Genomic DNA, 20,333 nt, shown 5'->3' on the forward strand with positions numbered 1-20,333 from the left:
TGGAGCGGGTCCAGTTTTAACGGAACCGCTCTATCTCTTTGTTATCTCGGCAGACGGGATGGCGATGGGTGTTCTCAGGCTAACCCGTTTACTGCGCCAGCCAGGCGTTGAAGCGCTTCGTCAGCTCTTCCGAATTGTCGATCCAGAAATCGACATTGAGCGGAATCGCATCCGTCATATTGGCTTCCGCCGTTGGCAGATCGGCTGCGAATTCCGCCGGAACCTTGCTCGCGGCGTCCTTGTTCGGCAGACCATAGGCTACATATTTCGGCAGCTTGACCTGATTTTCCGGTTCGCTGGTAAACGCGATGAAATCCATGCCTGCGTCCTTGTTTTCGGCGTCCTTCAGGACGACCCAGCTATCGACGGCATAGATGCTGCCCGGCCATACAACCTTGAAATTCTTGCCTTCGGCGCGGTTGATGCCGGTGATGCGACCGTTATAGGCCGAAGCCATTACAACTTCGTCGGAAGCCAGCAATTGCAGCGGCTGCGCCCCTGCTTCCCACCACACGATATTCGGCTTCAGCTCTTCGAGCTTCTTGAAGGCGCGGTCAACGCCTTCTGGCGTGCCCAGCACATCATAGACTTCATCCTTCTTGACGCCATCGGCGAGTAGAGCGAATTCCAGCGTGTACTTTGCGCCCTTGCGCAACGAGCGCTTGCCGGGGAACTTCTTTACATCCCAGAAATCCGCCCAGGACTTGGGGCCGTCCTTCAGCTTGTCGCCATTATAGGCAATGGCCGTGGACCAGACGATGGCGCCAACACCGCAATCATTGACCGCGCTGTCGAGGAACTTGTCCTTGCCGCCAAGCTTGTCCCAGTCGATCTTTTCATAAAGACCATCGGCGCAGCCGAGCGCCAGTTCCTCGGCTTCCACCTGCACCACATCCCAATTGGGCTTGCCAGCCTTCACCTTGGCCTGAACGACACCGTAACCGCCGTCCCATGATTCATCGAGCAGCGGCTTTCCGGTCTTTTCCGAAAACGGCTTGAAATAGATTTCGCGCTGCGCATCCTGATAGTTGCCGCCCCAGGAGACGACGGTCAGATCGCGCGCGGCAGCAGGCGCGGCATGAAAACCGGCCACAGTTGCAAGAAGTGCACCGGCATAGGCAAGGCGTGCCATTTTCATAATTTTATTTCCCCATTTGTTTCGACAGGTTCATCCTGCCGTAGTTGTAATGGGAACCATGCTAGCCCGATCATTTGTTGCGGGCAATAAGCTATTATCAGCCATAAGCGAAAGTGTTACGCACCGCTGACCGTGGCCTGATCTATATCTTCTGCGCCAGAATCTTATCAATGCGCCGACCATCCATGTCGACAATTTCGAAGCGCCAGTCGTCATATTCGAAGCTGTCGCCGACGGACGGCAAATCGCCCAGCTGCAACAGCGCAAAACCGGCAATCGTGTGATAGCCGCGATCTTCCGGGATTTCCGTAAAGCCCAGCCGATGAAAGGCTTCATGGGCTGACATCAAACCGTCGATCAGAAGCGAACCGTCCGTGCGGGTCACGATATCCGGCTCTTCATCATCAATATCGGGTATATCGCCCGCGATGACTTCAAGCAGGTCAGACTGCGTGACAATGCCTTCGAGGATACCATATTCGTCAACCACCACGACCAGCCGTACCGGACTTTTCTTGAAGATTTCCAGCACGCGGAAAATCGGCGTTGCTTCGTGCACCACGACGAGTTCGCGGATCGCCTTCAGTGGATCGACCGCATGACCGTCGAGTACCTGATCCAGCAGGTCTTTCTTGAGAACCATGCCGATGGGTTCATCAATGCTCTGATGGGCGATCAGCAATTGTTCGTGGCGACAGTCGCGGATGGTCTTGAGCATTTGTTCCTGACTGTCATCGGCATCGATCCAGTCGATTTCGCGCCGTGGCGTCATGATATCGCCAACGCGACGATCACCGATGGTCAGCGCGCGCGCCACCACCTCGCGCTGTGTCATTTCGATCAGCCCGGCCTGCTGGCTGGCTGCAACGAGCAGCTTGATTTCTTCGGGAGAATGAGTCGAACCCTCTCCGTTGCCGGGCTGCAAGCCACACAGGCGCAGCACCAGATTGCCCAGAGCGTTAAGCGTCGAAATGGCGGGCCAGAAGATGAAGGTGAACGCGCCGAGCGGGCGGACGACAAAAAGCGCCGTGCCCTCGCTGCGCTGCAAGGCGAGGCTTTTGGGCGCAAGTTCGCCTAGCACGATATGCAGCGCCGTAATGATGATGAAGGAAATCGCAACCGCGATGGCATGGGAACCGAAGCTTACCCAGTTGGTTGGCAATGCGCCCAAAGCGGGTTCTATGAGATGCGCAAGCGCCGGTTCGCCGATCCAGCCAAGCGCGAGCGATGAAATGGTGATACCAAGCTGGGTGGCCGCCAGATTGGCGTCGAGATGATCAACCGCGCGCATAAGGGCAGAAGCGTTGGTGCGCTTTGCCGCGACCAGTTCAGCCACCCTGCTTTTACGGACCGCGACCAATGAAAATTCAGCGGCAACGAAGAAACCGTTAGCAGCCACCAGAAGAAGAACCGCTACGATACCGATAACATCAGCCCAATACATGCTTGTCCCTATCGCGGGTTGCGACTCTTATTTTTACAGGAACACTATGCATGAGGCTGGGTCGCCGCTCAAGGAACGCTCGAATTTTACTGGCAATTCAATCAGGCGTCAGTCAACCACCGTCACGACTTTTGGCGCTCCGCCAATCGTGCCGATGATAGTTGCCGCCGGATAACCCGCAGAGTGGATCATTGCGAGAATGCGCTCAGCCGCATCCGGTGCACAGGAAACAAGCAGCCCGCCCGACGTTTGCGGATCGGTCAACAATTGCTGCTTCCAGAGCGGAGTATCGTCCGCCAGTCGCACGTCATCACCATAACTCGCCCAGTTGCGGGTCGAAGCGCCGGTGATGAAACCTTGTTCCGCAAGACGTGCGGCTTGAGCCAAAAACGGAAGATCACTGTATCGAAGCGTGATGCCGACATTGGACCCCCGCGCCATTTCAAGCGCATGACCGAGAATGCCGAAGCCCGTCACATCGGTGACCGCGTGCACAGCTTCATCCTTGCCAAGTTCCGCGCCGACCCGGTTCAACAAAGTGACGGAGGCCATCATCTCATCGTAACCGGCACCATCAAGAACCTGTTTCTTGAACGCTGCGGAATAGATGCCGACACCGAGCCCCTTGGTCAAAATGAGCGCATCGCCCGGCCTCGCGCCGCTATTCTTGCGCAGATTGGCAAGCTTGCAAGTGCCAACCACCGCCAGCCCGTAGATCGGCTCCGGCGCATCGATCGAATGGCCGCCCGCCACCGGAATTCCGGCTTCTGCGCAGATGCTGGAACCGCCTTTCAGAATATGGCGGATCATTTCGGCAGGCATTTGATTCACCGGCATGCCGAGGATCGCCAGCGCCATGATGGGCGTTCCGCCCATCGCGTAGACGTCGGATATGGCATTGGTTGCCGCAATACGCCCGAAATCGACCGGATCGTCCACCATCGGCATGAAGAAGTCGGTGGTGGCGATCACACAGTTCTCATCGTCAAGCTGCCAGACCGCTGCGTCGTCGCCGGTCTCGGTGCCGACCAGCAGCTGCTTGAAAGGTTGGATGGCGGGCTGATCAGCAAGCAGATTTTGCAACACGGCAGGCGCCAGCTTGCAGCCACAGCCGCCGCCATGCGCCAGAGTGCTGAGACGGATGGGCGATGCGATATCCATAGGTCCTCCTGAACCGAAAGCGGTTCCCGTGATGCTATTTCGTATCAGATCGTGATCTCGCGCGCCGTCATGCTATAACGGAAAGCGTCCGCGTCGAGACAATCGAGCCGCATGCTGGCGACCTCGGCTTGCGGATACATCAGGAAGCCAAGCTCCCCGCTCTGCGCAGATGGCAAATCGATATCGCTGCCATCATTGAAGGCAATCCAGTTGCCTTCCCATGCGCCGAAGAGCTTTTGACGAACGGCAACCACACGCGGATCGTCCGCTGTCAAACCGTCCTTCTCTTCTTCAAGCATGACCTTTCGCACATCGGCCGGATCGGTCGCCACCCAGCCGACGCCATCGAGATAGATTTCAGCACGACAATGTTGCGACTTGGTGATGACCTCGTTCTTTGCGCCAAGGCTCTTGTAACCGAAAGCGGACGGCGCCACCCGCACCCCGTAAAGGTCACGCGCGGGAATGCCAACAGAGCGCACCAGCGCCACGAACAGCGGGTTGAGATCGGCGCATTTGCCGCCAAGATCACCGCTCCTCAACATGGCGACGATATCGCCGTCGCCGCAGCCGCGCGTGGACGCGCGCCGATAGGTGTTGGCGACAACCCAGTCATAGATGCGGCGGGCCTTATCCTGATCACTTGCGGCGTCGCCGACAATCTTGTTTGCGGTCTCCCGAACAATGCCATCCACTGGTGCCAGCCGTGTTCCAGCCAGATATTTTGCGCGCTCGGCCTGTGTCAGCGGCACGGCGGTCGCCGATGCCTCAAGGCTGCTGGCGCGGTCACGGGTCGAGATGAGACTAATGATTTCCGCAGTCGGCGTTTCTTCACCCGGCGCCCATTCGAGATAGAGGAGGCCTACCCCGCTGCGTGGATCGCGATTGATCTGCGCAACCCTGGCATTTGTCGTCCACCGATTGCCTTCCGGGCGGTTCCAGTCATCCGCCTGAAAACCGGCCAAAGGCACCCATGCCCGAATGACATCCTTGGATGCGGTCGGGCTCACAGTTGTCCTGATCTCGAAACTGCGCCAGTTCGATGGCTTGGGCGTAAACGTGCCGTCATCGGCAAAGGCAGGGGCCGTGGCGAAGCTCGGCAGAAGGCTGAGGGCGGCGCAGGCCGCGCCGGATTTGAGGAGTTCCCGACGATTCATGACGATCCCCTTTCGTGGCCCCTCTTTAGGAGCCATGAGCTCTGTTTCTTACGAATATGCGGAGAAAGCGCTGCTGTTGCGCCCGACCTCGAAAGACCAGCGCATGCCAGGAATGATCTGTGATCAAGGCCCCGAAACTCGGGAGCAGCGGAAGAAGTCACACGCGCAGTCTGCCGTGTTTGTTTAACTCCGTCAATCAACCATCGAACAAGAGAAAGTCATCGTGAAGATTACATTCATGTATTAATACTTGAGTACGCCTGTCATGTTATATATAAATGGGCTTTGTTATTATATTTTTCGCCCTTCGGTTCGGTTGACAACTTCGTCTTATTGCGGTGAACTGCCAAAGTGAAAGTCAAGCCTGCCCGACAACGTGACCGGGAAAATTTCCCCTGCACGTCGGTTCTAATCATCAGGGAGGTATCGCACGATGAATGTGGAGCTCTCACGCCGCCAGTTTCTGGGCGGAACGGGAGCGGTGGTAGCGGCTTCGGCGCTCGGTTCTTTCGGCTTCGGTGCGGTGGAAACCGCCTATGCCGAATCCATCCGCCCCTTCAAGCTGGCCAATACGACCGAAACCCGGAATACCTGCCCTTACTGCTCCGTAGCCTGCGGCATCATCCTTTATTCCAAGGGTGATCTGCGCAAGGGCGAGAAATCCGACCTGATCCATATCGAGGGCGATACGGACCACCCGACCAATCGCGGCACGCTGTGCCCCAAGGGCGCGGCGCTCAAGGATTTTGTCAAGGCGGAGACACGCCTGAAATATCCGATGGTGCGCGAACCGGGCACCAGTGCATTCAAGCGGATATCATGGGAGGACGCGCTGGACCGGATCGCGCGCCACCTCAAAGATGACCGTGACGCGAATTTCATCGCGAAGAACGAGGCGGGCGTCACCGTCAACCGCTGGACGTCGACGGGCTTTCTCGCCGCATCCGCAACCACCAACGAAACAGCGTTTCTCACCTACAAGGTGGTGCGCAGCACAGGCATAGTCGCATTCGATAATCAGGCACGCGTCTGACACGGCCCGACGGTGGCGAGTCTCGCCCCATCATTTGGCCGTGGCGCAATGACCAACGCCTGGACAGACATCAAGAACACTGATCTCATCGTCGTCATGGGCGGCAATGCGGCGGAAGCGCATCCGTGCGGCTTCAAATGGGTGACGGAGGCCAAGGCCAACCGTGGCGCCCGGCTGATCGTCGTCGATCCGCGTTTCACGCGCACGGCATCGGTGGCGGATTATTATTCGCCGATCCGTCAGGGGTCGGATATCGCCTTCCTGCTCGGCGTCATCAACTACTGCATCCAGAATGACAAGGTGCAGTGGGAATATGTGAAGCATTTCACCAATGCCAGCTACATCGTCAAGGATGGCTTCGAATATAAGGACGGACTTTTCAGCGGCTATGACGAGGAAAAACGCGACTATGATCGCTCAAGTTGGGATTATGTGATCGGCGATGACGGCTATGCCGTTGTGGACGATACGTTGCAGCATCCGCGTTGCGTGTGGAACCTGCTGAAGCAGCATGTGTCCATCTACACGCCGGAAATGGTCGAGCGCATTTGCGGCACGCCGAAGGAGAAATTCCTGAAAGTGGCCGAGATGATCGGCGAATGCTCCTCGCCGACCAAGACTATGACATCCATGTATGCGCTGGGCTGGACGCAACATTCCAAGGGCGCGCAGAACATTCGCGGCATGGCGATGCTGCAACTGATCCTTGGCAATATCGGCGTGCGGGGCGGCGGCATGAATGCGCTGCGCGGTCACTCCAATATTCAGGGTCTGACCGATATCGGCCTGATGTCCAATCTTCTGCCGGGCTATATGAATATCCCGGTCGAGAAGGAGATCGACCTCGACACCTATATGTCGACGCGCAGCTTCAAGCCGCTGCGCCCGAACCAGACAAGCTACTGGCAAAACTACAAGAAGTTCTTCGTGAGCTTCCAGAAGTCCATGTGGGGGAGCGCCGCTGTAGCAGAAAACGACTTTGCCTATGACTGGCTGCCGAAGCTGGACGTGCCGAATTATGACGTGTTGCGCATCTTCGACATGATGAACAATGGCAAGGTCAACGGTTATGTCTGTCAGGGCTTCAATCCGCTGATGGCTGTGCCAAACCGCAACAAGCTGACCGCGGCCCTATCGAAGCTGAAATTCCTCGTCACGATGGACCCGCTTGAAACGGAAACATCGCGCTTCTGGGAAAATCACGGCGAGTATAACGACGTCGATACCGCATCAATCCAGACGGAAGTGTTCCAGCTGCCATCCACCTGCTTTGCAGAGGACGAAGGTTCGCTGACCAATTCCGGACGCTGGCTGCAATGGCACTGGCCGGGGGCGACACCGCCCGGTGAGGCGAAGACCGACAACTGGATCATGGCGCAGATCTTCATGCGGCTGAAAGCGCTTTATAGCAAGGAAGGCGGCGCACTCCCCGATCCAATTCTCAATCTGGTCTGGGAGTACAAGGACCCGGAAGAACCGACCGCCGAAGAACTGGCAAAGGAGCTCAACGGCAGCGCCCTGACCACGCTGATGGACCCGACGGACCCGAGCAAGGTGGTGCTGGAGGCAGGAAAACTGCTACCCGGTTTTGCCGTGCTGCGCGATGACGGTTCCACCGCGTCGGGCTGCTGGATCTATTCGGGTTGCTTCACCGAGGCTGGCAACAACATGGCGCGCCGCGACAATCACGATCCTGACGAGACCGGTGCCTATCTCAACTGGTCGTGGGCGTGGCCTGCCAACCGGCGCATCCTCTACAACCGTGCCTCCGCCGATCTCAACGGCAAGGCATGGGACCCGAGCCGTAAGCTCATCGAGTGGGACGGAACCAAATGGACAGGCTATGACGTGCCGGACATCGCGCCGACCGCCAAGCCACAAGAAGTCGGTCCTTTCATCATGAATGCGGAAGGCTCGTCGCGCCTGTTCTGCCGTGGCATGATGCGGGATGGTCCGTTCCCGGCCCATTACGAGCCGTTTGAATCGCCGATCGCCAATGTGGTTGCGCCAAATGTCCGGGGCAATCCGGTGGCCCGCGTCTTCAACAACGACTTCAAGCAGTTCGCCGATACCGCATCCGAGGAGTTCCCCTATGCGGCGACCTCCTATCGCCTGACCGAACACTTCCACTACTGGACCAAGCATGTGCATGTGAATGCCGTGTTGCAGCCGGAATTCTTCGTGGAAATTTCGGAAGAACTGGCCAAGGAAAAGGGCATCGCCAAGGGCGACTGGGTGCGCGTCTGGTCTAAGCGCGGCTCGGTCAAGGCCAAGGCGGTGGTGACCAAACGCATCAAGCCGCTCATCTGCGACGGCAAGACGGTGCATGTGGTCGGCATTCCGCTGCACTGGGGCTTCATGGGCGCTGCCCGCAAGGGCTTCGGCCCCAATTCACTGACCCCGTTCGTCGGTGACGCAAACATCGAGACGCCAGAATTCAAGGCGTTTTTGGTCAATATCGAGCGCAGCAGCGCGCCTGTTGCTTAGAAGGGATTGAAGAATGTTTCCACCCGTTCCCAATCCCAGTGTCCAGCCGCAAGCTCCGCGCTTCGGTGACAGTGACCTGATGCGGCGGTCGGCGTCATCCGTGACGCCACCTGCTGAACGCCAGACAGAAGTGGCCAAGCTGATCGACGTGTCGAAATGCATCGGCTGCAAGGCGTGCCAGTCGGCCTGTGCCGAATGGAACGATACGCATGAGGAGGTGGGCATCAATGTGGGGGTCTATGACAACCCGCATGATCTGACGCCCAACACCTTCACGCTGATGCGCTATACGGAATGGGATAATCCCGACACCGGCAATCTGGAATGGCTCATTCGCAAGGATGGTTGCATGCATTGTGAGGACCCCGGCTGCCTCAAGGCCTGTCCGGCGCCTGGCGCCATCGTGCAATATTCCAACGGTATCGTCGATTTCATCCACGATAATTGCATTGGCTGCGGCTATTGCATCAAGGGCTGTCCGTTCAACATCCCGCGCATCTCGGAAGTGACCCACAAGGCCTATAAATGCACGCTGTGCTCCGACCGCATTGCGGTTGGACAAGGCCCGGCCTGTGCAAAAGCATGCCCTACTCAGGCCATCGTCTATGGAACCAAGGACGAAATGAAGGAATGGGCCGATAGACGCATCAAGGATCTGAAATCCCGTGGCTTTGAAAATGCCGGGCTTTACGATCCGCCGGGAGTCGGCGGCACACACGTCATGTATGTGCTGCACCACGCCGACAAACCGGAAATTTACGCCAACCTGCCGAACAATCCGCGCATCAGCCCGGTTGTCGAAGTCTGGAAAGGCGTCTCCAAATATGCAGGCATGGCGGTAATGGGGCTGGCCGTCGCCACCGGCTTCCTGCATTATATTTTCAAGGGTCCGAATGTCGTGACCGAACATGATGAGGAAGAGGCCGAAAAGCTCACGGGAGAAAAAAGCTCATGAGCAAGACCGACTTTGACGATGTTTCCGCCAGCGATGACATAGAACCGGGCAAGCCGGTCCGCGTGCATCGCTATTCCGGCGGCGCGCGCATCAATCACTGGATCACCGCCATCAGCCTCGTGCTGCTGGCGCTTTCCGGGCTTGCCATGTTCCACCCTTGGCTGTTTTTCCTGTCCGGTCTTTTCGGCGGCGGTCAGTGGACGCGCACGATTCATCCATGGATCGGCGTCGTGCTGTTCTTCAGCTTCTTTGGTCTTTTCGTGCGTTTCTGGAGCGCCAATCTCTGGAAGCGCGAGGACACGCGCTGGCTCGGTCAGGTCGATGATGTGATCGCTGGCAATGAGGAGAAACTGCCCGAAATCGGCAAATATAATGCCGGGCAGAAGCTCGTTTTCTGGTCAATGTCATTGCTGATCATCATCCTGATCGTCTCAGGCCTCGCCATCTGGAACGAATATTTCGGCTTTATCGTCAGCATCGACCAGCAACGCTGGGCATTGCTTATCCACTCCATGGCCGCCGTCATCGCCATCTGCGTCTGGATCGTGCATGTCTATGCCGCAATCTGGATCAGAGGCACGTTCAGCGCCATGACGCGCGGCACGGTGACCGGCGGCTGGGCATGGCGGCACCATCGCAAATGGCTGCGCGAGTTGAACGCCAAGCGCAAGGCGAAGCAGGCAAGCGGCAAACCGGCAGCATGATTTTACGCATCGCCGGGTTGAAAAATCTGGCGATCGACCGAGAATGAATATGGTTGCACTGGTCCACGTGGCCCGGCGGGTTCGTGAGGGAGTAGAATGGCAGGTAAGACAGATCTAGCGCCGGACCCGACGGCGATTGGCGAAATATCGTCTCCACCCTTTGTACGATTGCCTGATCCCGACGACCTGTTTTCCCGAAGAGCCGCGCGCCTGCGGCTGCTGGGTTCGGTCAGCCCACTCAAACCCTATCTCGAATTTTTGGCCGATCTGAGCGGTGCGCAGGCTGCGGTTCAAAAAGAGCTCGGCCCGGTTTCGCCAAGCGACACCAGCCGGAAACCTGAAATGCCCTGCATTGACCGCGATGTGGCAGCATCGGATGGCACCCTGAATTCAACCTTCGACAACTTGTTTGATCGCGTGCACCATATCGTCAAACCGCAAGATGCCGCCGATGCCTTGGCACGTGTGGCCGCAGCCAGCCCGGCAGAGCGCCGCAGCATGATTGATGCGGTTTTTACCGGTATGCTGCCGCCGGATGCGATTGCCGAACATATCTATATCTGGGCAGGGCTTCAGTTGCATTTCACGCGGCTTGCATCCGCGCTTGATCCGAAAGCCGTGCTGCCCGTTGCCGATGGCGTCTGCCCCACTTGCGGCAGCATGCCATCCGGGTCAATCGTGGTGGGCTGGAAAGGCGCACATGGTGCGCGCTTTTGTTCCTGCTCGGTTTGCAACACGCTCTGGCACTATGTCCGCATCAAGTGCGTCTGCTGCGGCTCCACCAAGGGCGTCGGCTATAAGGAAGTTGAAGACGGCGGCGGCGTCATCAAGGCGGAAACCTGCGACGAATGCCAAAGCTGGACCAAGATCATCTACCAGCAGCAATCCACCGATGCAGACCCGATGACCGACGATGTGGCAAGCCTCGGCCTTGATATGCTGATGCGCGAAACGCCCTATCGACGCGGCGGTTTTGCGGCCTTGCTTGCAGGATTGTGAGGCACGATGGATCAGACCCGGTCTCACCTGCGGCAGTTGCCCTCCGTCGATGCACTCCTGCAAATGCCGGAACTTGGTCCCGGGCTCGAACGCTTTGGTCGCCCGGCGCTGACCGAAGCCATCCGCACTGTTCTGACCGAAGTGCGCGAAGCCGTGAAATCCGGTGCTGCACCGTCCTACAGCGCAGAGATTACCCAACGCGTTATTGATTTGCTTGAAGCCTCGGAGCAATCGAGCCTGCGCCCGCTGTTCAATTTGACGGGAACGGTTCTGCATACCAATCTCGGACGCGCCATATTGGCCGAAGCGGCCGTCGAGGCTGCGACGGCAGCCATGCGCGAAGCCGTTTCGCTGGAGTTTGATCTTTCCACCGGTGCACGCGGCGAACGCGACGACCATTTGCGCGCTTTGGTCTGCGAACTAACCGGCGCGGAAGATGCGACCATCGTCAACAACAATGCCGCCGCCGTGCTGATCGTGCTAAACAGCCTTGCGGCGGGCAAGGAGTCTGTCGTTTCACGCGGCGAACTGATCGAAATCGGCGGCGCGTTCCGCATGCCGGATATCATGACCCGCGCAGGCACCAGACTGGTTGAGATTGGCACCACCAACCGCACCCATCCTCGTGATTATGAAGGCGGCATTGGGCCGGATACGGGGCTGATCTTGAAGGTCCACACCTCCAATTACCGCATTGAAGGCTTTACGCGGGAAGTAACGGCGGCGGAGCTTGCCGCAATCGCCAAGGCGCGCGGTGTGCCGCTGGTCAACGACCTTGGGTCCGGCACACTCGCCGATCTGACGGTTTTCGGTCTGGCGCATGAGCCGACCGTGCGCGAAGCGGTGGCCGAAGGGGCCGATATCATTACCTTCTCCGGCGACAAGCTGCTCGGCGGACCGCAGGCCGGGTTCATCGTCGGCCGGCGCGATCTGATCGCCCGCATCAACAAAAACCCGATGAAGCGCGCCCTTCGCGTGGACAAGATCAGGCTCGCCGCGCTGGAAGCAACGCTGAAGCTCTATCGCAATCCCGAACGTCTGGCCGAAAAGCTGCCGACGCTGCGCTATCTGGCGCGGTCGAAAAGCGACATTGCCATTCAAGCGACCCGATTGCAGCCGGAACTGCAAAAGGTGCTCGGTTCAGCTTTTGATGTGACAGTGACGAATTGCGCCAGCCAGATCGGCTCCGGCGCTCTGCCATTATCAACCGTCCCAAGCGCCGGATTGTCCATCGCCCCGAAAAACGGCAGTGGCTCCGCGCTCACCTCTTTGGCCACCGCGCTCCGACAATTGCCGCTGCCGGTGATCGGGCGCATCGAAAAAGGCGTTTTCATTCTCGATCTGCGCTGCCTTGATGATGAGACCCGCTTCGTCAGGAACCTGGCTTCCTATGCGGCTCGCTGATCTTTTCTCCCGCAAGCCAAAGCCAGACAGTGACGCGCAGTCGCTGGAACAGGCGCTTGTCGCGGCGAAATCAGGGGACTACGCCACCGCCCTGTCGATATGGGAACCGCTGGCGCGCAAGGGCAATGCCCGCGCCCAGAACAATATCGGTGCCTGTTTTGCGGGCGGCATGGGGGTCGAAAGAAATATCGATCTCGCGCATCAATGGCTGGCCTTGTCTGCAAAGGCGGGTGACGCCTCCGGCCAGCGCAATCTCGCCTCGCTTCTGTTCAAGGGCGAGGACATCGACCCCAACTATCCCGAAGCGGCAAGACTCTATCGGCTGGCTGCCGAACAGGGCGACGCGCAAGCGCAGGACATGCTGAGCTGGATGCTGCTGGAAGGCGACGCCATTGTCGCCGACCCGGTGGAAGCACGCGAATGGGCGCTGAAAGCCGCCGAAAGCGGTGTTGCCGCCGCCATGACGCGGCTTGGTATGATCTATCATAACGCACTCGGTGTGCCGCGCGATCCAGCGCAAGCCGTGTTCTGGTGGCGCAAGGCGGCGGACGCTGGCGATGCCGATGGCGAAGCCATGCTGGGTGCCGCGCTTCATCTCGGCATGGGTGTGGAGCGAAATGCTTTGTCGGCTTATGAACACCTGTTACGCGCTCGTTCCCAAGGCAGCGCCCTTGCCGAGCCCTTTCTGCAAGCGGCTCGCGAACAGCTGGATGACGATGAGCGCAGAACAGCCGAAACGCGCGCTGCCGGAGGCCGCCGCCCATGATTATCGGCACGGCTGGACATATCGACCACGGCAAGACGTCCCTCGTCCGTGCGCTCACGCAAATCGACACTGACCGGCTCAAGGAAGAAAAGGCACGCGGCATTTCCATCGATCTTGGCTTTGCCTATCTGCCCCTGACAGGCGACGAACAGGAAATCCTCGGTTTCGTCGATGTGCCGGGGCATGAAAAATTCGTGCATACCATGCTGGCGGGCGCGGCCAGCATCGACTTCGTTCTGCTGGTGGTGGCGGCCGATGACGGCATCATGCCGCAAACACGCGAACATCTGGCCATCGTCAATCTGCTTGGGATCAAACGCGGCATCGTTGTGATCACCAAGTGCGATCTTGTCAAAGCCGCGCGCGTGAGTGAGCTGGAAGCCGACATCCGCAACATTCTGGCCGCAACACCGCTTGCCGATGCTGTCATATTGCCGGTGTCCACGGTGACTGGCGAAGGACTGGACCAGCTTAAAGCGACGCTCGAAACCGAGGCGCGAAGCTTTCCGCATCGCCCTGCCGATGGACGCTTTCGCCTTGCTGTGGATCGGTCCTTCACCATCCAGGGCGCGGGGACTGTCGTGACAGGCACCGTCCTTTCCGGCACGGCCAGGATCGGCGATCAACTGACTATCAGCCCTTCGCGAAAACCGGTGCGCGTGCGCACAATCCATGCGCAAAACCGGCCACGCGAAACTGCACAGGCGGGCGACCGTTGCGCGCTCAATCTGGCAGGCGAGGGCATCTCCAAGGACGCTGTCAGTCGTGGCGACATGGTGTTGTCGCCCGACTTGCACCTGCCGACAGATCGTATCGACGCCTCGCTTTCAATCCTGCCATCGGAACGCAAGCCGATAGACCAGTGGTTTCCAGTACGGCTGCACCATGCGTCGGCGGAAGTGGGTGCGCGCATCGTGCTTTTGCAGGACGAGGCGCTCGCGCCGGGCGCGCATGGACGTGTGCAACTGGTGCTGGATCGCCCGATTGCAGCCGCATCGGGTGATCGTTTTGTCGTTCGCGATGTCTCCGCGCAGCGGACAATCGGCGGTGGTCGCTTTCTTGATCTGCGCCCGCCGCAGCGCAAGCGCCGTAGCCCTGAACGCATGGCGCAACTCGACGCCCATGCCATTGATGACCCAGTACAAGCGGCCCGGGCGCTGCTGTCCGTCGATCCGTTTTATCTGGATGCAACCGCTTTTCTGCGCGACCGTGCTTTGAGCCATGGACCGCAATATCTGGCGCAAGCGCTCGATGCGACGGTTCTGCCGCAAGGACAGGCGCGGTTGCTGCTGTTGCCGGAGCGCTGGGATGCATTGCGGAATGCCATTCTTGAGCGGCTCGGCATTTTCCATGACGAGAACCCGGACCTGATCGGCATGGGCGTGGAAAGACTGCGTCTGCTTTTAAAACCGCGCCTGCCTGCAAGCGCCTTCCGGGCTGCGATAGCCGCGTTGACGGATTTGCAACTGGTGAAGCTCGACGGCGCTTGGCTTCGGCTCAGCGAGCATGAGGTGACGATGAGTGACGCCGACGCGGTACTGTGGGAGCGGATCGCGCCGATGCTTGGCGGCGAAGCGCGCTTTCGCCCGCCGCGCGTGCGCGACATTGCCGGTTTGGTGGGCGAAAAGGAGGAAGACATCCGCCGCATTCTCAAGCTTGGCGGTCGGATGGGTCGTGTGCATGAAGTGGCGCACGATCATTTTTTCAAGCGTGATACGATTGCCGAGATGATCGGCATACTCTCGGTGATGGATGAAGAATTCGACAGCGGCTGGTTTATCGCCGCGCGTTTTCGCGATCGTGTGGACAGTGGCCGCAAGGTGGCGATCCAGATCCTTGAGTTCTTTGATCGCAACAGCGTCACAATCCGGCGCGGAGATTTGCGGCGGCTAAACCGTCGCAAGCTGGACTTGTTCGGCGATTTCGCTGAGACCCGACTCACGGATGAATGCCCCGCCTGAACGGGGCAAACCATCCGCCTTAAAAGATAAAGCGCTTGCCACCGGTCGATGTGGAAACGCGACCCAATTTGCCTGGGCCACCTGCCACCACCGGACCGGATGTCTGATCTTGCTTGATAGTCTGCTTGGTGGTCGACACAGCGGGCGCTGACGCAAATGCTGTTCCCGACACCATGAATGCCCCAATCGCTAACACGGCTATGGTCTTCATCATTCCTCCTCTACTGGTCTCGCCAGTATGGACGCCGAAATTTGATGAGATCATGCAGGCGTTGTTACACAATCCCCCATCAGGAAACGGTAGATTTTGCCCGGGCGCTATACGGCATCTGTCGTATTTCGGGAGGGCTGAGCGCTCTGGACGCAGAAAATCCGCGCCCTAGTTAATTTTTACCCACTGATGCGTTCCAAAACGACGCAACAACAGGGCGCAACGAGGAGACGCCTTCATGCCTGAACCGAAAGAAGACGGCCAATCAGCGGAGGTCCTGAAGGAAAGTCTTCCCTCCAAAGCCGCTGCTATTCATGAACTCATTCGCCGCGAAGGCGAAAAGGAAATGAACAGAGAGGCGATGGCGCTGTTCTGGTCGGCAATCGCCGGTGGTATTTCGATGAGTACCTCGATGATCGCCCGAGGCATTCTGGAGGCCTACCTTCCCGACGGGAACCTGTTCTTTCTGCTCAGTTCAGCCGGCTATACCGTTGGCTTTATAATTGTGATCATCGCCAACCAGCAATTGTTCACCGAAAACACGATCACCCCGGTTCTGCCTTTTATGACAGAGCCGACTGCGTCTCACTTTTTCAAGATGATAAGGCTGTGGAGCATCGTTCTTTTGGGCAATCTGATCGGAGGAGCGATTGCCGCCCTCGTCATAGTCTTGATGCCCATCTTCTCCGTTGAGGTTACGCGCACATTTACAGATATGGGCAAGCATCTTATGGAGAACACAAGTAATGAGCTATTCAGCAAAGGCATCATGTCTGGATGGCTGATTGCGACTTTGGTCTGGATGCTGCACAGCACCAAGCAAGGCCATATTTTTCTTATTTTCCTGATCACCTATCTCATTGCAATCGGTGATCTCACCCATATCGTGGTCGGGTCGATTGAAGTGCTCTTCTTGCTGTTCATCGGCGAAGTTTCCGCTTTCGACAGCATCTTCAAATTCGGTCTGCCCACGCTTTTTGGTAACATCGTCGGGGGCACATTCATCTTCGGGCTGATTTCGCACGCCCAAATCCGGGCCGACGAATAGCTGGGACCAAAAGGCGGGGAACTTTCGCGTGCGTCCGAAGTTCGGTGTCGTTGGTGTCAATTGCCGCTCAGACCAAGCTCGGGAAGTTGGCGCCCGCCCTGTCTTGCCCACGCAAGACAGGGCATTTTTAACGGAACCATTTTTGCTCTGGTGCATTCAATGGCCGTTTTACTGCATCTTGCAGGCTTTTGATTGGTGGCTGAAAGGAGGGTTCTATGCCGCTCTTCAATGAAGCGAGCCGTATATACGCGCCGGGAGAAGTCGATTTGATGCGCAGATGTTTTACCGAAGCCAGCGAGAAGCTCGAGGCAGGCGGCAACGCCTATTCAGCTTCGGACCTGGCATCCAGTATCATCAGTCTCTACCAGAGCGGATTGCGTAATCAGACATATATCGCTGATCTGGCAGCGGGCATTGCAAGCGCCAGATATCTGTCCCGACAACAAGAAGTCGACGTCAACCGGCAAGACCAATGACCCAGGAGGGAAGAAAATGGCACAAAAGCGAAATCCGTGGTCCGACCCGGATCTGGTACGAGAGAAAGAAGCTATCGATCCATCTCCTGTTGAACCCAGTGACCATCAGGAAAAGCCCACTCATGAACAATCAAATGCGCCGGGCAACCCGCATATCCAGGTTCCCAAAGAACCTTATCCCGACCGTTCGAATGATTGAGTGAGTAACGCGCGGGACCCTTAAGCCAGACAATTCCATGCTGCGCGGATGCCATCAAGACTTGGTGGGAACGCTTGCTTGGTGTAGCGTTACGCCCAGTGTCAGCGAAGTCTGGCAATGAGGTTTGGCAACAATCCCCCCTAGCGATCATGAGTGACGAAACATGAAGACACTGGCGACAGCTATTTGCATACTGATCGTGGCGGCAGCCCTCACCGGTTGCGCCAATCGCTCGTGCCGCGATTGGCCGGGGACGTGCATCATTCAGTGATTGAGGTAAACCGGGCAGGCCCAGCTGAAGTGGGCGTTACGTCCCGCGTTTCTCGCTATTCTTCTTCTTTTTATCTTCGTCGTAGTGAAACTTGATGGCGAAGAACATAGCCACGCCCAACACGAGAACCTTGAACGCTATCAAGAATACAGGAATCCATTCCATCTTCTGAATATTCCATGCTGCTATCTATCGCGAAGGCACTAGCACAAATAGCACCCAACGCTGCGGCGCAGATTGACGCGGTGATAACCCGTTACTACAGTTAGCCCGTGCGAAAGTATGGGACGAATTCAATATCTGGAAGGGATGCATGCCCGGTGGCATGTCCGGACTTCAAATTCTAACGCCCATGTCTGCCGCTGTATCTGATCGTTGGCGATAATCCCGGATTATCAGGGTTTGCGGCAGACGCTTTCCTCATCTGTATGCGTTCATATTGGATCGTGCTACCGAGTTGGGTAGCAAAATGGTAGCAGCCTGTTCGCAGATTGTTCTTCAGGCTTGACCGCCCGTTACGTAGCTGCCAGCCTCCCCCATAAGAGGGAGGTACAAAGAATGACACATCAATACGCTTATCGTCCTGAAGACGTGGCGAAACTCTGGGGATGCTCATCCCGCCAGATACGGAACATGATCAATTCCGGACAACTCGAAGCATTCCGCGTCGGGAAGCTTCTACGCATAACTCCCGCCGCCGTAGAGGAATACGAACGGCGCAATACCGTCTCAGTCAAAATCGAAGAAGATACTGCACTGTCAGGTGAAAGGATGGCCCTCGCAGACGCTTTACGCATCAGACGACAAACCAGAGAAGATCGGTCGTAAAAAATGTCAAAAGCTCATTTCATCACTTCCAGCCAAATCACCGCTATCTGTAAGGGCGCTCAAAAAGCGGGTTTCGTCGCGGAAATTGAAATCGGCGATGTTCTGATACGGCTGATGCCTGCCGATGACTATAAAGAGAAGATCAAACCGGCTCGCACTGGCACTCCTTACGATGACGACATGCCAATCTTATAAAGCCTATTCGTCTTGACGTTGCGTCAAGGCTCTGCCAGCTTGCCTTAATTGGGGAAGCGAAAGGGGCTGGTTATGGCGAACAATCTTCATATTTCGTACGATTTGATGAACCCAGGTCAGAATTACGATGCGGTCATCGACGCTATTAAGGGGCTTGGAAGCTGGGCCAAAATTCACAAATCATTTTGGTATGTGAATTCTACGTATTCTGCCGCAGAGGCGCGAAATATCGTCTGGGGAGTTATGGACAGCAACGACAAGCTATATGTCGTGGATGCGACTAATAACGAGGCAGCGTGGGAAAATCTGTCTGATGAAGTTAGCAATCATATAAAAAATCAGTGGACTAAGTGATCGAGCAAAATAGATCAACAAGGGCGGCTATATGGGTATTTTCGCACAGATCATCGGAACGCTTGGAATGCTGTCCGGTGTGGTAGCCGGGGCGCTCGGCTTCACGCTGACCGGATCGAGTGGCTTCCTGCTTCTGCCTTATGGCGTCGGCCTATTCGTTTCCGGCATGCTGATTGTTTGCCTCGGTCTTATTGTCGAGCACGTGCACGGCATGAGAAAAGCCCAAGAGCGCACCCTTGAGCTTATGCAGTCTATGCAATCTGGAAAGCAAGCATGAACCGAGACGATATTGATGCCCTGAATGAGACAATCACTCTCTTGCACAATCGTCTTCTGGAAGTCGAAGGGCGCTTTCTAGCGCTGCATCAGGTAACAGCAAGACAAAGCCTTTTAATTCAAGGGCTTAATGAAGAGATGAAAGAAGTTTGGGACGCGACCATAGATCAAATGGTCTTGGCATATCGTGCAAGCTTGGATGGTGCGGACGAGAATACAACGCGGGTCTTTAATGCTGCAATCGAGACCTTGGAAACGCAACGGTCACGAGTTGTTGATGAACCTGCCCCCTTCACGCTTATCCAAGGCGGCCTAGAAGATTAGGCTATTGGGAAGGTGCCGGAACATCCCTGCACCTTCGTTATAGATTTCATCGCAACCTGTTTTTGAACACGATGAACTTGACCTTCAACGTCTGCGAGAACTTCTGCCCGGTCCCGCCTATCCAAATGGCATTGCTGGTAACAGCCGCTTGCATAGAAAACGGATATCTGTCTGTTTGGCCGTTGGCGTCCCACGGGAAAATGACGCGGTTATTCAGGCTGCTTTCGCTGTCTATACAGATCGTATAGAAGATGAACGGCTGATAACCTAAGTCTGGAAATGTCGTGTGATACGAATACCGATACCTGCCTTCAGCGCCGATAGCACCGTGATTGGTCATGTTCGCCCCAGCGGCAGGCGACCGAACGTGAACCCGCAAAAAATCGTTGTCGGATGAGAAGACCGCCGGTTCCGCCAAATTATCAGCATCGATCCCCGGCGGTGAAATCCTCATCAACATTCTCTCGCCAGTCTGAGGCGAACTGTGCTTTCCAATGAAAATACGCTTGCTCATGGTGGCCTCATGCCTGTTCTACGAGCGCGACGAAATGCAACACGCCATGCGAGGTTAAACCGTCAGGGTCTCGCATGGTCATTGTCTGCCGGTGTGTGAAATCCACAAGGCTGTTGACGGTTAGCTCTAGCTCCTCATTCAGCAATGCCCGCCTGACCAGATCGATAATCTGCCTGCATTCTGGAAAGCCTTGAGTGCGTGACCAGACATCAAGCTGGATGCTGATTTCAAAGCCGGTGATGCATGTGGCGTCATCGCTGGTTTCATCGACCGGGCCGAATGACACATAGGGGAACTGGGCTGACACCTGCCCGTTCTCCCTCGGCACCTGATCAGTAAGCGCTGTCCTGACCCCACCTTCCGGATCATCGCTTGATCATTGATGTTCAACCTCGAAAGAGGGCTAGGACATATGTCGATTTCAGAAC

Annotated in this window: 22 protein-coding genes; 15 read left to right on the plus strand and 7 right to left on the minus strand. The window is 57.0% G+C overall.

Going from position 1 to position 20,333, the window contains the following annotated elements; genetic code table 11:
• Nucleotides 1–88: 88 nt before the first annotated feature.
• The 4 genes from D8666_RS22520 to D8666_RS22535 form a co-directional block, all read right to left on the minus strand.
• Complete coding sequence (locus tag D8666_RS22520; protein WP_109366934.1) at nt 89–1,138, minus strand: ABC transporter substrate-binding protein; 1,050 nt, start codon at nt 1,136–1,138, stop codon at nt 89–91.
• A gap of 142 nt (nt 1,139–1,280) precedes the next feature.
• Nucleotides 1,281–2,582 carry a hemolysin family protein gene (locus D8666_RS22525; RefSeq protein WP_121539508.1) on the minus strand — a complete coding sequence of 434 codons (1,302 nt, stop codon included), beginning with the start codon at nt 2,580–2,582 and terminating at the stop codon, nt 1,281–1,283.
• 108 nt (nt 2,583–2,690) lie between these two features.
• On the minus strand, nt 2,691–3,743 hold the full coding sequence (gene selD, locus D8666_RS22530; RefSeq protein WP_109366932.1) for a selenide, water dikinase SelD: 1,053 nt from the start codon (nt 3,741–3,743) through the stop codon (nt 2,691–2,693).
• 44 nt (nt 3,744–3,787) lie between these two features.
• Nucleotides 3,788–4,900, minus strand: a complete 1,113-nt coding sequence (locus D8666_RS22535) for a transglutaminase-like domain-containing protein (protein ID WP_109366931.1) — start codon at nt 4,898–4,900, stop codon at nt 3,788–3,790.
• 433 nt (nt 4,901–5,333) lie between these two features.
• On the opposite strand from D8666_RS22535, the gene fdnG reads away from it, so the two are divergent.
• The 7 genes from fdnG to selB all read left to right on the plus strand — a co-directional run bounded on the left by fdnG (nt 5,334) and on the right by selB (nt 15,209).
• Nucleotides 5,334–8,420: a formate dehydrogenase-N subunit alpha gene (fdnG, locus tag D8666_RS22550; RefSeq protein ID WP_109366929.1), complete on the plus strand. Its 3,087-nt coding sequence runs from the start codon at nt 5,334–5,336 to the stop codon at nt 8,418–8,420.
• A 13-nt stretch (nt 8,421–8,433) separates the two neighbouring features.
• Nucleotides 8,434–9,375, plus strand: a complete 942-nt coding sequence (fdxH, locus tag D8666_RS22555) for a formate dehydrogenase subunit beta (RefSeq protein WP_109366928.1) — start codon at nt 8,434–8,436, stop codon at nt 9,373–9,375.
• Entirely contained in the window at nt 9,372–10,079 is a 708-nt protein-coding gene (locus D8666_RS22560) for a formate dehydrogenase subunit gamma (protein ID WP_109366927.1), read from the plus strand. The genes fdxH and D8666_RS22560 overlap by 4 nt, the downstream gene beginning before the upstream one ends.
• 96 nt (nt 10,080–10,175) lie before the next feature.
• A complete protein-coding gene (gene fdhE / locus D8666_RS22565) occupies nt 10,176–11,078 on the plus strand; it encodes a formate dehydrogenase accessory protein FdhE (RefSeq protein WP_121539511.1) in 903 nt (300 codons plus the stop codon).
• A gap of 6 nt (nt 11,079–11,084) precedes the next feature.
• Nucleotides 11,085–12,482 (plus strand): L-seryl-tRNA(Sec) selenium transferase, encoded by a 1,398-nt coding sequence (gene selA, locus D8666_RS22570; RefSeq protein ID WP_109366925.1) that lies wholly within the window; start codon nt 11,085–11,087, stop codon nt 12,480–12,482.
• Nucleotides 12,469–13,248, plus strand: a complete 780-nt coding sequence (locus D8666_RS22575; protein ID WP_109366924.1) for a tetratricopeptide repeat protein — start codon at nt 12,469–12,471, stop codon at nt 13,246–13,248. Before selA ends, D8666_RS22575 begins: the two co-directional genes overlap by 14 nt.
• Complete coding sequence (selB, locus tag D8666_RS22580; protein WP_109366923.1) at nt 13,245–15,209, plus strand: selenocysteine-specific translation elongation factor; 1,965 nt, start codon at nt 13,245–13,247, stop codon at nt 15,207–15,209. The genes D8666_RS22575 and selB overlap by 4 nt, the downstream gene beginning before the upstream one ends.
• 19 nt (nt 15,210–15,228) lie before the next feature.
• On the opposite strand, the gene D8666_RS22585 is transcribed toward selB, so the two are convergent.
• Nucleotides 15,229–15,423: a hypothetical protein gene (locus D8666_RS22585; RefSeq protein ID WP_124915321.1), complete on the minus strand. Its 195-nt coding sequence runs from the start codon at nt 15,421–15,423 to the stop codon at nt 15,229–15,231.
• A gap of 235 nt (nt 15,424–15,658) precedes the next feature.
• On the opposite strand from D8666_RS22585, the gene D8666_RS22590 reads away from it, so the two are divergent.
• The 8 genes from D8666_RS22590 to D8666_RS22625 all read left to right on the plus strand — a co-directional run bounded on the left by D8666_RS22590 (nt 15,659) and on the right by D8666_RS22625 (nt 19,391).
• Entirely contained in the window at nt 15,659–16,468 is an 810-nt protein-coding gene (locus tag D8666_RS22590) for a formate/nitrite transporter family protein (RefSeq protein ID WP_109366921.1), read from the plus strand.
• A 215-nt stretch (nt 16,469–16,683) separates the two neighbouring features.
• On the plus strand, nt 16,684–16,944 hold the full coding sequence (locus D8666_RS22595) for a hypothetical protein (protein ID WP_109366920.1): 261 nt from the start codon (nt 16,684–16,686) through the stop codon (nt 16,942–16,944).
• Nucleotides 16,945–16,960: 16 nt separating this feature from the next.
• Nucleotides 16,961–17,143 (plus strand): hypothetical protein, encoded by a 183-nt coding sequence (locus tag D8666_RS22600; RefSeq protein WP_121539512.1) that lies wholly within the window; start codon nt 16,961–16,963, stop codon nt 17,141–17,143.
• 829 nt (nt 17,144–17,972) lie between these two features.
• On the plus strand, nt 17,973–18,242 hold the full coding sequence (locus tag D8666_RS24655) for a helix-turn-helix domain-containing protein (protein WP_121539513.1): 270 nt from the start codon (nt 17,973–17,975) through the stop codon (nt 18,240–18,242).
• A gap of 3 nt (nt 18,243–18,245) precedes the next feature.
• Nucleotides 18,246–18,437 (plus strand): hypothetical protein, encoded by a 192-nt coding sequence (locus D8666_RS22610; RefSeq protein ID WP_121539514.1) that lies wholly within the window; start codon nt 18,246–18,248, stop codon nt 18,435–18,437.
• A 72-nt stretch (nt 18,438–18,509) separates the two neighbouring features.
• On the plus strand, nt 18,510–18,791 hold the full coding sequence (locus D8666_RS22615) for a hypothetical protein (RefSeq protein ID WP_121539515.1): 282 nt from the start codon (nt 18,510–18,512) through the stop codon (nt 18,789–18,791).
• A 31-nt stretch (nt 18,792–18,822) separates the two neighbouring features.
• Nucleotides 18,823–19,068, plus strand: a complete 246-nt coding sequence (locus D8666_RS22620; protein WP_121539516.1) for a hypothetical protein — start codon at nt 18,823–18,825, stop codon at nt 19,066–19,068.
• Nucleotides 19,065–19,391: a hypothetical protein gene (locus D8666_RS22625; RefSeq protein WP_121539517.1), complete on the plus strand. Its 327-nt coding sequence runs from the start codon at nt 19,065–19,067 to the stop codon at nt 19,389–19,391. The genes D8666_RS22620 and D8666_RS22625 overlap by 4 nt, the downstream gene beginning before the upstream one ends.
• A gap of 46 nt (nt 19,392–19,437) precedes the next feature.
• On the opposite strand, the gene D8666_RS22630 is transcribed toward D8666_RS22625, so the two are convergent.
• Entirely contained in the window at nt 19,438–19,905 is a 468-nt protein-coding gene (locus D8666_RS22630) for a hypothetical protein (RefSeq protein WP_121539518.1), read from the minus strand.
• Nucleotides 19,906–19,912: 7 nt separating this feature from the next.
• A complete protein-coding gene (locus D8666_RS22635; protein ID WP_121539519.1) occupies nt 19,913–20,233 on the minus strand; it encodes a DUF3168 domain-containing protein in 321 nt (106 codons plus the stop codon).
• Between the last annotated feature and the right edge of the window lie 100 nt (nt 20,234–20,333).

The organism is Ochrobactrum soli, assembly GCF_003664555.1.
Lineage (GTDB): Bacteria > Pseudomonadota > Alphaproteobacteria > Rhizobiales > Rhizobiaceae > Brucella > Brucella teleogrylli.